This window comes from Bacteroidales bacterium, assembly GCA_014860575.1.
In the GTDB taxonomy this organism is placed as follows: Bacteria; Bacteroidota; Bacteroidia; order Bacteroidales; family JAAYJT01; genus JAAYJT01.
On record JACZJK010000011.1, the window covers coordinates 38,414 to 53,264 of the forward strand.

Sequence of the window (14,851 nt, forward strand, 5' to 3'; positions counted from 1 at the left end):
CATTCAACTGCGGGTGGTTCAGAAAATGTACTTTTACGAAACACCTGTCACCAAAGTAAATATTATGATAATGCCCGAATTTGCTCATCTTCACGTTCATACACAATACTCTATCCTCGACGGAGCTGCATCTATACCGGCCTTGCTAAAACGCGCATCAGAACTTGGCATGAAAGCCCTCGCTATCACTGATCATGGGAATATGTATGGCACTCTCGAATTCTCAGAAAAAGCTATCAAGCAGGGGATCAAGCCTATTATTGGTTGCGAGATCTATGTTTCGCGAACCAGTCGTTTCGATAAACGTGGCCGCCAGGACCGCAGCGGGCATCACCTGATATTGCTTGCCAAAAACATGGAAGGCTACCGCAACCTTTCAATCCTTTGCTCAAAAGGATTCATTGATGGTTTTTATTATACGCCACGCATTGATAAGGAATTACTTCGGCAGCACAGCAAAGGCCTGATTGCTTCTTCGGCTTGCCTGGGTGGCGAACTTGCACAGGCAATCATGAAAATAGGCGAAGAAAAAGCCCTGAGCCTGATTGAAGAATATAAAGAGATTTTTGGCGATGACTATTATCTTGAACTCATGGATCATGGGCTGGAGGAGCAAAAGAAGGTAAACGAAGTTCTGATCAGGCTTTCAAAACAAACCGGAGTAAAGCTCATTGCAACAAATGATGTACACTTTATCAATGAAAAAGATTTTGAGGCACACAAGATTCTGATAAAGCTCAACACCGGCAAAGATGGCGACGATGACCACGGGCTCCATTATTCCGGACAGGAATTTCTGAAATCACCGGAAGTGATGGCTGAAATATTTTCGGAAATTCCGGAAGCGATCAGCAATACAATGGAGATTGTGGACAAGGTTGAGGACTATGTACTTGAAAGCAAAAAACTGCTTCTCCCCCACTATCCTTTACCGGAAGGCTTTACCGATGAAGACGAATATCTTGCTCACCTTTCATGGGAAGGCGCCAGGAGAATTTATGATGAACTGACCCCGGTAATCAAGGAACGCATTGAATATGAGCTAGCCATGATTAAAACAATGGGGTATAGCGGCTATTTCCTGATTGTACATGATTTCATTGCTAAAGCCCATGAACTGGGTGTACTTGTTGGCCCCGGGCGAGGCTCAGCTGCTGGTTCAATTGTTTCTTATTGCTTAAATATCACAAGGATTGATCCTATCCGTTACAATCTCCTTTTTGAACGTTTCCTGAACCCCGAACGCGTCAGCATGCCTGATATTGATGTTGATTTTGATGATGAAGGCAGGGATAAGGTACTCAAATATGTTGTTGAAAAATACGGAGAGGCCAGGGTTGCTCAAATAATTACGTTTGGCACGATGGCAGCCAGGCTTGCTATCAGAGATGTCGCCCGCATGCTTGAACTGCCGCTTCCGGAAGCCGACAGGATTGCCAAGCTGATTCCTGAAAAGCCGGGAACTACGCTTGCCCAGGCTATCAGCATGGTTCCTGAACTTAAAGAACTGCAGAAAAGCGAAAATATATTGATCAGAAAAACGATTGAAAACGCACTTACACTGGAAGGTTCGAACCGCCATACGGGAACGCATGCCTGTGGTGTGATCATTGGCCCCGACGACCTGATCAATTATGTACCGCTCAGCATCGCTAAGGACAGCACATTGCCTGTAACCCAATACGAGGGCGGAATCATTGAACACATCGGCTTGTTGAAGATGGACTTTTTGGGTCTGAAAACACTTTCTATTATGAAAGATGCCATCAAAAACATCAAAAAGCGGCATGGCGTTCAAATAGATATTGATAGTATTCCGCTTGATGATGAACCCACATTTGAATTATACCGCAAGGGCGATACCGTTGGTACTTTCCAGTTCGAATCGGAAGGCATGCGCATGTATCTGCGCGATCTGAAGCCAACTCATTTTGAGGATCTTATTGCCATGAACGCTCTCTACCGCCCGGGCCCGATGGATTTTATCAATAGCTATATTAAGCGCAAACACGGCAGGGAGCCAGTCAATTATCTGTTGCCGGTGCTGGAAGATATTCTCAGCTATACCTATGGCATCATGGTTTACCAGGAACAAATCATGCAGATTGCCCAAAAAGTTGGAGGCTTTACGTTGGGTCTTGCTGATCACCTTCGCAAGGTGATGGGTAAAAAAATTCATAATGAAGTTCCACAGCTACGCGAAGCTTTTATAAGCGGAGCAGTCGAAAATGGATATGAATCGCAGGAAGCAGAAAAGTTGTTTAACATCATGCAGGATTTTGCCAACTATGGCTTCAACCGTTCACATGCAGCCGCTTACTCGCTTATTGCTTTCCAAACCGCTTACATGAAAGCACACTACCCGGCTGAATATATGGCGGCTGTGCTCACCCATAACCTTTCGGATATAAAGAAAATCACCTTTTTTATTGATGAGTGCCGGAGACAACAGATACAGGTGCTGGGCCCGGACATTAATGAAAGTAATGAGGATTTCACTGTAAATGATAAGGGAGAAATCCGGTTCGGACTAGCAGCCATTAAAGGTGTTGGCGAAAACGCCGTGGTAAGTATTATTGAAGAACGCAATGCCAACGGTGCGTTCAAAGATATTTTTGACATGGCCAAACGTGTGAATCTACGTACTGTGAACCGCCGAAGTTTTGAAGCCCTTGCCCAGGCGGGCGCTTTTGATGCGTTTGAAAATGCACACCGCGCCCAGTATTTTTATCGCGAACCAGGAGAGGACACCATTTTTCTTGAAAAAATTATTCGTTATGCAGGGAACTTTCAAACCCGCAGCAATGCTGCACAACAAAGCCTTTTCGGCGAAGACCAGGCTGTGCTCATGCCCGACATTGAAATACCGGCTTGCGAGCCCTGGACCAAGATTGAACAGTTGAAAAATGAAAAGGATGTCACAGGCTTTTACATGTCGGGGCATCCGCTGGATGATTACCGCATCGAGGTGGAAACCTTTTGCAATGTTACCCTCGGTGAATTGAAAAATTCAGCCAACTACGTTAAGAACAAGGACCTGGCTTTTGCGGGGATCGTAACTTCTGTGGTGAATAAAATAGCAAAGAACGGGAAACCGTTTACAACCTTTGTGCTTGAAGATTTCGAAGATCAATACAGCGTCATGCTTTTCTCAGAAGATTATTTAAAATACAAACACTTTTTAAATGAAGGAACCGCTTTGTTTTTAAAAGGAAAACTTCAAACCCATTACAAGCAGGAAGACAGGCTGGAATTGAAAATCAGTTTTGTTTGCCTGCTGGCAGAAGTACTGGATAAACTCGTGAAAGAAGTAACCCTTGAACTTTCGCTTGATACCATTGATGAGCATAAGGTTGAACGCTTGTATAAACTGATCAAACGTCATAAAGGGAATTGCAAAGTAACCCTGAAAGTTTATGATGCTACTGAAAGGCTCGCAATCAACATGAATGCACCAAAGTTTAAAATAGAATGCGCCGATCTCATTAAAGAAATCGCCGTCAAAGAGGGCATAAAATTTAAACTTAATTGACAGGAAACTGTTATGTTTTCCTGCTCATGCACAATAAAAGCCTAATTTTGCAATTCTTTTAAATTCAAATTAAATATTATCAGCAATGGCATTAGAATTCACTGACGCTAATTTTGAAGAGTTAGCTCTCAAATCAGACAAACCTGTAGTAATTGATCTTTGGGCTGTATGGTGTGGCCCCTGTCGCTTAATCGCCCCGCATATTGAGGACATGGCAGCAGAATACAAAGACAAGGCTGTAATCGGCAAGCTCGATGTTGACAACAACCCACAAACTACTGCACGCTTTGGGGTTCGCAACATACCTACCGTTCTTTTTCTTAAAAACGGCGAAATTGTTGACAAACAAGTTGGTGCGGTTCCAAAATCGGTTCTTGCTGCAAAACTCGAAAAGCTTCTGTAAAAAATTAATTCTCAATGACAGTTGTGCGGGAGATGTTCAAATGAGTAACTCCCGCTCTGTTTATTTACCCAAATCAAGTGGCAAACAATATTGAAACCAGCCGTTTACAGGAGTTTGCACCCCTCGAACTTATTGCTCGTCAGGTGGTGGAAGGTTTTATTATTGGACTTCACAAAAGTCCTTTTCATGGTTTCTCGGTTGAGTTTGCAGAGCATCGCCTCTATAACAGCGGTGAGCCTACACGTCACATTGACTGGAAGTTGTATGGTCGCACCGACCGGCTTTATGTGAAACGATTTGAGGAAGAAACTAACCTGCGATGCCATATCATTATTGATAACTCATCGTCAATGTATTACCCTCTTATTGACGATCCCAGCCCGGAAAGCCCTGATAAGATAACTTTCTCAGTGTATGCTGCTGCAGCATTGCTGTACCTGCTAAAAAAACAGCGCGATGCCTTTGGCTTAAGCATTTTTTCTGATACGCTTGAAACCCATATCACGCCGCGCTCAAGTTCAGTGCATCACAAATTCCTGCTTACATACCTGGCAAATCTTTTAAAGGAGAATGTGCGAAAGGAAAAGCGGTCAACAGACGCTGCCAGGGTGATCCACCAACTTGCCGAGAGCTTGCATAAACGTTCGCTGGTGGTCATTTTCAGCGATATGATGGAAAGCCAGGGCGATCCAGATGTTGTTTTTTCAGCCCTGCAGCACCTGAAGCACAACAAGCATGAAGTAATTCTTTTTCATACATCGGATCGCAGCACTGAAGTTGATTTTGAGTTCAGCAACCGGCCTTATCATTTTGTTGACCTCGAAAGTGGGGATGATATTAAACTGCTGCCCAGCGAGGTTCGAGCAGAATACCTGAAAACCATGAGCCGTTTCAGCCGCGAACTTGAAATGCGCTGCGGCCAATATGGAATTGACTTTGTAGAAGCCGATATCAAAAAAGGTTTCCGACAGATTTTGCTGCCTTATTTGCTGAAGAGAGAGAAGTTGTATTAAAACCAATATTTCTATGTTTAAGAGAAAAGCCCTTCGGGGATGAGCCTGCCTCGCCGAAGGTAGGTAAGCAGTTGGCAATAGGTAGTTGGCAATCAAATACATCACTCTATTAGTCCTTTAAATTCAAATTACAATACAGCATAACAACCGTACCTCGCGGACAGGCGGGTTGGCAAAATAACAATACAACAAACTACAAACAACCAAAACAGTATTACTGCATTACTGCAACACAAATAAAGAATCTATGGGAGTTAGTTTCGAACCCTGGGCGCAATAGTAATTTTGAATTAATATTCTCCCACAACGTTGAGCATAGTATCTTTGTCAAAATACCCTCAGCTTGGCCAATAAGAAAAATATAAAGAAGAAAACCAGTTTCGTTTCCTACATTTTTCTGGTTCTAAATATTGTGGTGGTAATCCTGTTGCTGTCATGCTACGCGGTTCCTTATATCCGGCCTGATAAATTCTGGCCTGTGGTCTTTCTTGGATTTGCCTATCCGGCCATCCTGCTGATAAACATATTGTTTGTTATTTTTTGGCTGTTAAAACTGAAAGTTTGGCTCGTAATTTCATTCATTGCGATCCTGGCCGGCTGGAACCAGGTTCGGGCATATATTAATTATACGAGCGATAAAGAAACAACCGAGCAAACCAACAGCATCAGGGTCATGACGTTCAATGTCAGGTATTTTGATCGTTACAGGTGGGTAAATACTGAGAATGTGCAAACGCGGAATCAAATCTTTGAAATGATTGATAACGAAAGCCCGGATCTCATTTGTTTCCAGGAATTTTATAGCGATCTCACCCCGGACTTCAATACAACTGATTCATTGGCAATTGCACATGACCTTCGTTATTTCCACACGGCCTTTGCATTGGTGAAATCAAAAGGCAGATCGTATGGTATTGCTACTTTCAGCCGTTATCCTATTGTCAATCGAGACAGCCACAATTTCACAAACAACATCTACAATTTTGCTGTGATCACTGACATTGTGGTAGAAGCTGATACTTTCAGGGTTTTCAATATTCACTTTGAGTCCATTCGTCTGAGTGAAGAAGACCGGCTCTTTATCAATGATCTGTCCCGCCAGGTTGACACACAGGAAGAAACTGTTGCAAAATACCGGCAGATTTTCTCAAAAATCAGGTTTGCATCATCACTCAGGGCTACACAGTCAAAAGAGATCAGAACACTTGTGGAGAACTCGCCTTATCCGGTAATCATTTGCACTGATCTGAATGACACTCCTTCCTCTTACGCTTACAATCAACTTACCAGGAACCTGAAAGATGCTTTTGTTGAAAGCGGCAATGGACTTGGAAACACTTATATTGGTTTCCTGCCGGCTTTTCGTATTGATTATATTTTGTACGATCCTTTTTTTAAGAGCCATTCATACCGCAAAATACCAGATAAACTATCGGATCATTATCCGGTAGTAACAAATCTGGCGTATTAGATTACTTGGGGAACCTATTCCATCAGAAAGAAGAAATTGTCAGTTCTGGTATTATCAATTATAGGAGTCAGCAACAATATTTTCAAAACAAGGAATATATCTTTATTTGTGAAACCTCTACGAGGTATTTTTATTGGTTGGGTTACTTCTTTCTACAATAATGTATCGCCAACAGCGAATCCACATAGCAGTCAAATCTCAAAAAGCAAGTATTTAAAACACGAATCTGATAAAGTGTATTTAGTCCGCCTTCTTGACTGCAGTTGATATTTCCATTTCTTCACTGGATTTACAATGCGAATATCCACAGATAACCTTTAATTTTGCTTTCAACCAAAATGCAAACATGGATTTCCAATTAACCGCTGAGTTCAAACCAACGGGCGATCAGCCAGATGCCATCAGGCAGCTTGTTGAAGGCCTTCAACGTGATGATCCGGCCCAGGTGCTGTTAGGCGTTACCGGTTCCGGAAAAACCTTTACCGTGGCGAATGTAATCCAACTGATTAAAAGGCCGACACTTGTACTCAGCCATAACAAAACGCTGGCAGCGCAGCTTTATGGGGAATTCAAACAGTTTTTTCCCGAAAACAAAGTGGAGTATTTTGTTTCTTACTATGATTATTATCAACCAGAGGCTTACTTACCCTCAACCAATACCTATATTGAAAAAGATCTTTCAATCAACGATGAAATTGAAAAGCTGAGGCTTAGCGCCACATCTGCGCTGCTGAGCGGACGCAGGGATGTGATTGTGGTTTCTTCTGTCTCATGTATTTATGGAATAGGCAATCCTGAGGATTTTTATAGTAACGTAATTGAGATCCAGACTGGAGATGTAATTAGCCGCGATATGCTTTTGCACCGGCTGGTGAATAGTTTATACTCACGTTCGGGAACAGAATTCTTAAGGGGCCAGTTCAGGGTAACCGGCGATACGCTGGACATTTATCCCGCTTATGCCGATCATGCCTATCGTTTGTTTTTCTGGGGCGATGAAGTGGAAAGCATCGAAACCTTCCATCCCGAACAAGGCCATAAGCTTGATAAGCCTGATGCAATGGTGCTTTACCCTGCCAATATTTTTGTGACCTCGCATGAAAAGATGAAAGAAGCCTTTTTAGGAATCCAACGCGATTTGAGAAAGCAGATTGATTACTTCAGGGAAAATGGCAGAGGCCTTGAAGCCAAGCGGCTTGAAGACCGTGTAACTTACGATCTTGAAATGATGCGCGAATTGGGTTATTGCCCTGGAATTGAAAACTATTCCCGCTACTTTGATGGCCGTAATCCCGGTTCGCGTCCGTTTTGTCTTCTCGATTATTTTCCGGAAGATTTTCTCACCATTATTGACGAAAGCCACGTAACAATGCCACAGATCAGGGCGATGTATGGTGGCGACCGTTCACGAAAGCAGGTGTTGGTGGATTATGGTTTCCGGTTACCGGCAGCCATGGATAACCGCCCGCTTATGTTTGATGAATTTGAACAGATTACGGGTCAAACCATTTATGTGAGCGCAACACCGGCAGATTTTGAACTGCAGAAAAGCGGAGGCGTTGTTGTTGAACAATTAATCAGACCCACAGGCCTTCTTGATCCGGAAATTGAGGTCAGGCCAAGTTTGAACCAGATTGATGATTTGCTTGAAGAAATCCGCATCCGTGTTGAGAAGAATGAAAGGACGCTGGTCACAACGCTCACAAAACGCATGGCCGAAGAGCTCACAAAATACCTCTCGCGCTTAAAAATTAAGTGCATGTACATTCACAGTGATGTTGATACGCTTGAACGCGTTGAAATTCTGCGTAAGCTGCGAACCGGAGAAATTGATGTGATTGTTGGTGTGAACCTTTTGCGCGAAGGCCTTGACTTACCCGAGGTATCGCTGGTAGCGATTCTTGATGCCGATAAGGAAGGTTTTCTGCGTTCAGAACGATCCCTGACCCAAACGGCTGGACGCGCAGCACGCAACCTTAATAGCCGTGTAATTATGTATGCCGATAAGATGACCGATTCTATGAAGCGCACCATCTCAGAAACAACCCGAAAAAGGGAAAAGCAGCTTGCGTACAACGAAGCAAATAATATTACTCCAACTCAGATCCACAAAAATATTGCTTCAATCATTGGGCAAACAATTGTAGCAGGTTCGCACGATAAAACCAGTGGTAAATTCTATGCTGAAAATGATGGTGTAAGTGTAGCTGCTGATCCGGTGGTTCAATACATGAAAGCCGATGAACTTAAGAAAACCATCGAGCGCACACGCAAAAGCATGGAAAAAGCCGTGAAAGAACTTGATTTTGTTGAAGCCGCCCGCTTACGTGATGAAATGTTTGAATATCAGCGCCTCCTGAATGAGAAAAAGAACTGATGTGACCTGATTCTTTTATTTCTGTAATATTCTCAGATTATCAATTTATATAATTGCGAATACATCCGTAAAGTCTTGTGATTACTGCCCTTTTGCAAGTATCTTATCTGGAAACATTCCTATCACTGATATTATTACTTACATTTGTCGCTTGTTCAAACCCTGAAAATTATGAAGCCGACCATTCTGGTAATGGAGGATGAGAAGATCATCAGGATGTATTTAGAAAAAGCGTTAGCCGGCAGTTTCGTTGTGGTCATGAAAGCAAACGGAGCAGAAGGCCTGGAATGGCTTGAGGAGGGCAACATACCGAGTGCAGTGATTACCGATCTAAACATGCCTGTTATAGATGGTTTCGGGTTCCTGGAAAAAGTGAGGGCAAGCGAGAACTATAAGGATTTACCGGTAGTTGTGCTGTCAGCTATGGAAAGCACTGAAGAAAAAACCAGGTGTTTCAGTCTGGGGGCAACTGAATATCTAAGCAAGCCGTTGAATATTTCAATACTGATTTCCAGCATTGAACGATTAATAGCCTCGAAAATTTAAAGATCACAAAAAAGAGCGGGTTGTTTTCTTCGAAAACAACCCACTCATTCATAATCATAAAACCCAATTATTCGACTCCCAGAAGTTCTACTTCAAATACAAGTGTGCTGTAAGCAGGAATTCCAGCGCCCATAGCGCGACTGCCATAAGCGATCTCAAAAGGAATAATCAGCAAGGCTTTGCTTCCTACATTCATCATGGCGACGCCTTCGTCCCAGCCTTTGATTACCTGTCCCATGCCAAGTTGAAATTCAAACGGTTCGCCACGGTCTACTGAAGAATCAAACTTGCTGCCATCTAAAAGTCTGCCGGTATAATGCACGGTTACTTTTTTCCCGGCTTCAGCTTTTGCGCCTGTGCCTTTTACCTGTTCGATATAATAAAGTCCACTCGCTGTAGGAGTACCTGAAAGATTATTATCCTGCATGTACTTCTGAATGTTGGCTTTTTCGCCTGTACGGCTCGCTTCTTCTTGTTGCTTCATTTCCAATTCTTTTTGTTGCTGTTGTTTTTGATATTGCTCTTGTGTTGTATGTTCAGTGATTTCAACTTCATAAACCATGGTAGTATACGGAGGAACCATTTCACCTCTTCCTTCCCGGCCAAATGCCAGGTTTGAAGGAACAATTACGGTGGCTTTTGTACCTTTTTTCATTGTCTCAATGGCCTCAGTTATTCCATCATTGTCGAAATCTTTTCCGATCTCAACTTCCATTGGTTGGCCCTGGTCATAGGTTGAGTATAATTGTGAACCGTTAACTGTTGAAATGATGAAATGGGCTTTGATTCTATCGCCAATCTTGAAAGAAGCTCCGCTCCCTTTTTCTTTTTCAATAATATATAAACCTGATTCGGTTGGTGCGACAGTAATTTCGTTGGTTGCAAGGTAATCAGCAAGTTCCTGTGGTTCAAGTCCCAGCCTCTCATCCATCAGAAGATTTTTTTCGGTTTCAATTTCAGCCTCAGAGCGTGCGGTGATCAACTTTACATCAAAGTACAATTTGCTTCCCGATGTAATAAATTCGGGTAATTGTGGCATGCCTGCAGTTTTAAGAAAAAAGTTTTCGGCATCAAGAATAAATGTTGCGCTATCCCCCACTTTAAGTGTGGCTAGTGCTTCATAAATGTCACCTTCATACTGCTTTTCCATTAGCGGCAGTGTCATTGGCTGATTGCTCGTTTGTGTGTCGAACAAAACGGAGTCCTCTGTCCTGTAGATCATTTGCATGGAGAGAATGTCGCCGGTCTCAGCCAATTCTCCCTGTTCATTGTCTACATGAATTTTGTAATAAATGCCTGATTCGGTTTTCTTAAATCCGGGGTATTCTCCAGAGCATGATAAAAACATTGCTATCATGCCTGCAGTCAGGCTTGCAAATAAAACTTTACTGTTCATAAAATGTATAATTAATTGATTGCTAAAAATTCGATATCATAGATCAGGGTAGCTTTTGGCTGGATTTTATGATCATCGCCAGCCAATCCAAAACCAAGGTGCGAAGGTAAAATAATTTTGGCCTTGTCTCCAACTTGCATCAATAAAATTGCTTCTTCCAGGCCATTTTCAACATTTCCATTGCCGATTTCAAATTCCAGCGGGACACCAATATCAGAAGTGTAGATAATATCGCCGCTGATTGAACGCAGTGTATAGTTTATTGTTGCGACCCTGCCTTTTTCAGCTTTCCCGCCAATCCCAGGTTCATAAATCATATACCGAAGTCCTGAACCGGTAGTTTGCATCTCCCAGCCATAGCGTTCGATAAAGTCGTTAATTTGTTCTTCCTCAACCTGGGATATAATGATATTGGCTTTTATCAATGATTCCTTTAACTTTTCTGAATCAACTGCTTCTTTGGGTGCATTTCCCTGTTTGCATGATAAAGCAGACACAGCAAAAAAGACGAAAGCAAAAAGTATAATTAACTTAGTCTTATTCATTGAAACAATTATTATTGAGCCTCTTCCATAGAAATGCACTCCTGCAATCTTTCTTTGTAGCCTTGTAATAATCCAACGAAACGGGTAATGGTTTCGTCTAAAGAATGATCAGAATCAGCGCCGGCAGCATTTTTATGACCGCCACCTTTAAAATGGGTTCGCGCAAATTCATTCACTGAAAAATCGCCTTTTGATCTGAAAGACATTCGAACTCCATCTTCCTTTTCGGTAAACAGTACCGCAAAAACAATATTTTTAACTGACAATGCATAATTTACTACACCTTCTGTATCACCCGGCTGAAATCGAAAATTTTCCAATTCATGCCTGGTCAGAGAAATGTAGGCGGTGCCGTAATCTTTCAATATAACCAGTTTTTCACTGAGGCAAAAACCCAATAATCGCATCCGATCCTCCGAATACGTATCATATACAAGTTGGTGAACATGTTCTGCATCAACACCTTTCTGAACCAAAATTGCGGCCAGCTGAAAGGTTGAAGGATAATTGCAAGAAAAGCTAAAGGAACCGGTATCTGTCATAATGCCAACGAACAAGTATTCGGCCAATTCTTTGGTTATGAGTTTTTCGTGACCCAGGCTGGCGATGGTTTCATAAACTAGCTCAGCTGTGGATGAAACATCAATGCGCGAAATCATATGATCGAAACCTTCATCGGGCGACAAATGATGATCAATCAAAACTTTATAGGCTTTTGAATCAACCAGCAGCTTTTCAAAAAATTTAGTTCGGCTGAATGAATTATAATCAAGACTAAAAACCAGGTCAGCTGCTTCAATTATCTTTGAAGCTTTACTGGGATGCTCATCAAAAACGATGATCCGTTCCGCCCCTTTCATCCATGCAAGGAACTCAGGGAAAGCGTTTGGAATAACTATTTTAGATTTTTTGCCAATGGCGGCGAGGTAGTGGTAGAGCCCAAGACAAGATCCAATAGCATCACCATCCGGATTATGATGCGATGTAATTAATATGTTCTGGGCGTTAGCAATCTTTTCGGCAAGTAAGCCGGGCTTTACATCAAATATGTGGTTTTGGGTCATCGGAAATAATAAAATGTTTATGAAAACGGTTCGCAAATAATTACCAGTTTGTTTTCTGCGAGTTTTTTATTAAACTTGCAAAGTTATTTGAAAATAAATCATTTAGCTAATTTTCTCTGCTTTAACACTTATTAAAACCCTGGATTATGGCAGGTAATGTAACTCTTACTATGATTAAACCCCGTGCGGTAGAAACATCCCGGGCTGGAAACATCATTTCAATTATCCTGGATAATGGCTTCAGGATCAGTGCTATGAAACTCATCCACCTTTCCAGGCAAAGGGCATCAGAGTTTTATGCTGAACATGAAGGCAAACCATTTTACGAAGCACTTATTGAATTTATGTCATCGGGCCCTATCATTGTCGCTATTATTGAAAAAGAAAATGCGGTTGAGGAATACCGTAGGTTAATTGGCCCGACTGATCCAAGCAAGGCTCCGGCTGGAACGATCCGCAATCTATATGGCCAATCAGTGAGGGAAAATGCTGTTCATGGCTCTGATAGCGATGAAAGTGCACAAAGGGAATGCAGTTTTTTTTTCTCAAAGATAGAGCGGTTTTAGACTGTTTTTATTCAGAAAATTTCTCGCTGAGATACTAACAAAGTTTAGAAGTTTAGAGGGTTTAGAGTGTTTATAAGTTTAGAGTGTTTAGAGTTTCGGATGAAACGTTTGTTATGGTGATCACATACCAATCTCTTTGCTCTTTAGAATCAAAGCTATGCGCCTATGCATGAAGAATTATTCATGTGGGTTTACGATCTCCAAAAACTGTTATCTATTAACCGGCTAAGGCACTTAGAATTCAGTGAAGGCTTCAAAAGTTTGATCGGTATATAATACAATCACCTTTTGAATTTTCTTCCTATGGATTTCATTAACAGGTGTTTCAGTTTTTAGTGAACCAGGTTTTACCATGTTTTGTAGAACCCGCCTGCCAGCAGAAACCTTAGTGTCATCAACTCTGATATTCTTTTCTTCTTCTTGATCAGAAGTCTTATTTGCCACTGGAATGTCAAACAATGCTCGTTGCTGACTTTGAGTATTTCTGGTCAAAACCTTAGGCATCTCTTCTGATCCTTCACTATTGTCAGCATCACGCCAAATTTCACCTTTGCCGGAAAGGATCCAATCAGGATTGAGATTCGGAAAACGAGACAAAACCTTTTGCACGAAATCAAGACTTGGATTATTCCGGCCAGAGAGGATATGCGAAATTGTTGCCCTCTGCACGCCGATAGCATCTGCAAAAATCGAAGGACTCATTTTGGTCTCAGCTAAAAATGTTTCGATTCTGTTAACAATCATTTCCAAAATTTAAATGTGTTTACAAAGATAACTAACATTCGATAAAGTTCGATAAATAATCAATTGACATTAGTAAACTCATGATAATTGCCATTATTTATTATAGTATAATTATCAATAGTTCGTGTATAATGTTCTTTATCATAAATTTATGTTCATACTTTTAGAATACAAAGGCGCTAGAATGTTGGGAGCTATTCCTAATACTTATACTTCAGGTTATCTATATAAAACACTGGTATATAGCTTATAAGGTAATCAGTAGTTGCTAATCACTCAATTCTGCAATTTTTGGATTACAAATGTAAATAATGAAAACCTCCTATAATACTATATTCTAGCAACTTAGTAAGCATAGATGCAATACTAGAAGTTAAGTGTTAAATAGGTTTACAGATGTAATCCATGATTAACATCCGTAACAAAACTTGTTGCGATACAGTTTTTGTAAGAAGTAGTCTAAATATGACTACCAGCTTGAATATTGCTAGCCGGGCAAATGCTGCAATATCTCATTAGAATAATCTATAAAGGAAAATGAAAGCTTTAATGTTGGCTGTGTGCTCCGGCAAAATTGGTTAAATAATGTCTAAACCAACTTCTCCCCTAGCTTTTGAATCAGGTTGATCCACTTTTGCCTTTGCCTGTTGGTTGAGATTTTAATTGGGCCAATGGTTGTGATCCGTACAGGATTAATTCCACAAAACTGGAGAATGCCTTTTTTCATTGCATGATGCCCGGGTTGTTTGAGAACCCACCTATAGTACCAGGGAGAATTATCCATTGTAACAATTAGTCGTGCAGACTTGCCCGTTAATAATTTCTGTGGCTTATTTCTGCCATTGATATACCTGAAAGCAAAACCGGGAAGAAACGTACGATCAATGAAGCCTTTTAGCAGGGCTGGAAAAGTTGACCACCAGTTTGGGTAGAAAAACACCATGTGTTCTGACCAATTTATAAGCGACTGTGCCGTAACAAGATCCGGCTCAAGCTCCTGGTTCCCACGGTAACCGCTGCTAAAATTGGGGTCGAAGCGAAGCTGGTTCAGTTTTAAGTATTTGATATCTGCTCCTGATTGTTCTGCTCCTTTAATATAAGCTTGCGTAAGCTTATCGCTAAAAGTGTCTTTAACCGGATGACCAAGTATTATCAGTATTTTTTTCATTTAGTTTCATGTCTACTCATAAATAG

12 protein-coding genes are annotated in these 14,851 nt (G+C 41.5%); 7 read left to right on the plus strand and 5 right to left on the minus strand.

The genetic code is table 11. From position 1 onward, the window contains the following. Positions 1-70: 70 nt before the first annotated feature. The 6 genes from dnaE (at position 71) to IH597_02110 (ending at position 9,342) form a co-directional block, all read left to right on the plus strand. On the plus strand, positions 71-3,532 hold the full coding sequence (dnaE, locus tag IH597_02085) for a DNA polymerase III subunit alpha (protein ID MBE0661231.1): 3,462 nt from the start codon (positions 71-73) through the stop codon (positions 3,530-3,532). 85 nt (positions 3,533-3,617) lie between these two features. Continuing rightward, positions 3,618-3,935, plus strand: coding sequence for a thioredoxin (gene trxA, locus IH597_02090; protein ID MBE0661232.1), 318 nt, complete (start codon positions 3,618-3,620; stop codon positions 3,933-3,935). Between the two features lie 77 nt (positions 3,936-4,012). Further along, positions 4,013-4,948, plus strand: a complete 936-nt coding sequence (locus tag IH597_02095; GenBank protein MBE0661233.1) for a DUF58 domain-containing protein — start codon at positions 4,013-4,015, stop codon at positions 4,946-4,948. Between the two features lie 343 nt (positions 4,949-5,291). After that, the gene (locus tag IH597_02100) at positions 5,292-6,419 is read left to right on the plus strand and encodes an endonuclease/exonuclease/phosphatase family protein (GenBank protein MBE0661234.1); all 1,128 of its coding nucleotides are present in this window, start codon (positions 5,292-5,294) and stop codon (positions 6,417-6,419) included. Positions 6,420-6,765: 346 nt separating this feature from the next. Continuing rightward, positions 6,766-8,796, plus strand: a complete 2,031-nt coding sequence (gene uvrB / locus IH597_02105; GenBank protein ID MBE0661235.1) for an excinuclease ABC subunit UvrB — start codon at positions 6,766-6,768, stop codon at positions 8,794-8,796. Positions 8,797-8,967: 171 nt separating this feature from the next. Beyond that, the gene (locus IH597_02110; GenBank protein ID MBE0661236.1) at positions 8,968-9,342 is read left to right on the plus strand and encodes a response regulator; all 375 of its coding nucleotides are present in this window, start codon (positions 8,968-8,970) and stop codon (positions 9,340-9,342) included. 67 nt (positions 9,343-9,409) lie between these two features. Here the strand turns inward: IH597_02110 and IH597_02115 are convergent, their stop codons facing one another. From IH597_02115 to IH597_02125, 3 genes are read right to left on the minus strand one after another with little or no spacing between them, the layout of a single operon-like run. Continuing rightward, the gene (locus IH597_02115; protein MBE0661237.1) at positions 9,410-10,738 is read right to left on the minus strand and encodes an FKBP-type peptidyl-prolyl cis-trans isomerase; all 1,329 of its coding nucleotides are present in this window, start codon (positions 10,736-10,738) and stop codon (positions 9,410-9,412) included. Positions 10,739-10,749: 11 nt separating this feature from the next. Then, complete coding sequence (locus IH597_02120) at positions 10,750-11,283, minus strand: FKBP-type peptidyl-prolyl cis-trans isomerase (GenBank protein MBE0661238.1); 534 nt, start codon at positions 11,281-11,283, stop codon at positions 10,750-10,752. An 11-nt stretch (positions 11,284-11,294) separates the two neighbouring features. Beyond that, positions 11,295-12,347: a bifunctional oligoribonuclease/PAP phosphatase NrnA gene (locus IH597_02125; GenBank protein ID MBE0661239.1), complete on the minus strand. Its 1,053-nt coding sequence runs from the start codon at positions 12,345-12,347 to the stop codon at positions 11,295-11,297. Between the two features lie 146 nt (positions 12,348-12,493). Between IH597_02125 and ndk the strand changes: the two genes are divergently transcribed. Then, entirely contained in the window at positions 12,494-12,913 is a 420-nt protein-coding gene (gene ndk / locus IH597_02130; protein ID MBE0661240.1) for a nucleoside-diphosphate kinase, read from the plus strand. Positions 12,914-13,147: 234 nt separating this feature from the next. Here the strand turns inward: ndk and IH597_02135 are convergent, their stop codons facing one another. Together IH597_02135 and IH597_02140 are read right to left on the minus strand one after the other, a co-directional pair. Then, positions 13,148-13,663: a helix-turn-helix transcriptional regulator gene (locus IH597_02135; protein MBE0661241.1), complete on the minus strand. Its 516-nt coding sequence runs from the start codon at positions 13,661-13,663 to the stop codon at positions 13,148-13,150. 583 nt (positions 13,664-14,246) lie between these two features. After that, positions 14,247-14,825 carry an NAD(P)H-dependent oxidoreductase gene (locus IH597_02140; GenBank protein MBE0661242.1) on the minus strand — a complete coding sequence of 193 codons (579 nt, stop codon included), beginning with the start codon at positions 14,823-14,825 and terminating at the stop codon, positions 14,247-14,249. Between the last annotated feature and the right edge of the window lie 26 nt (positions 14,826-14,851).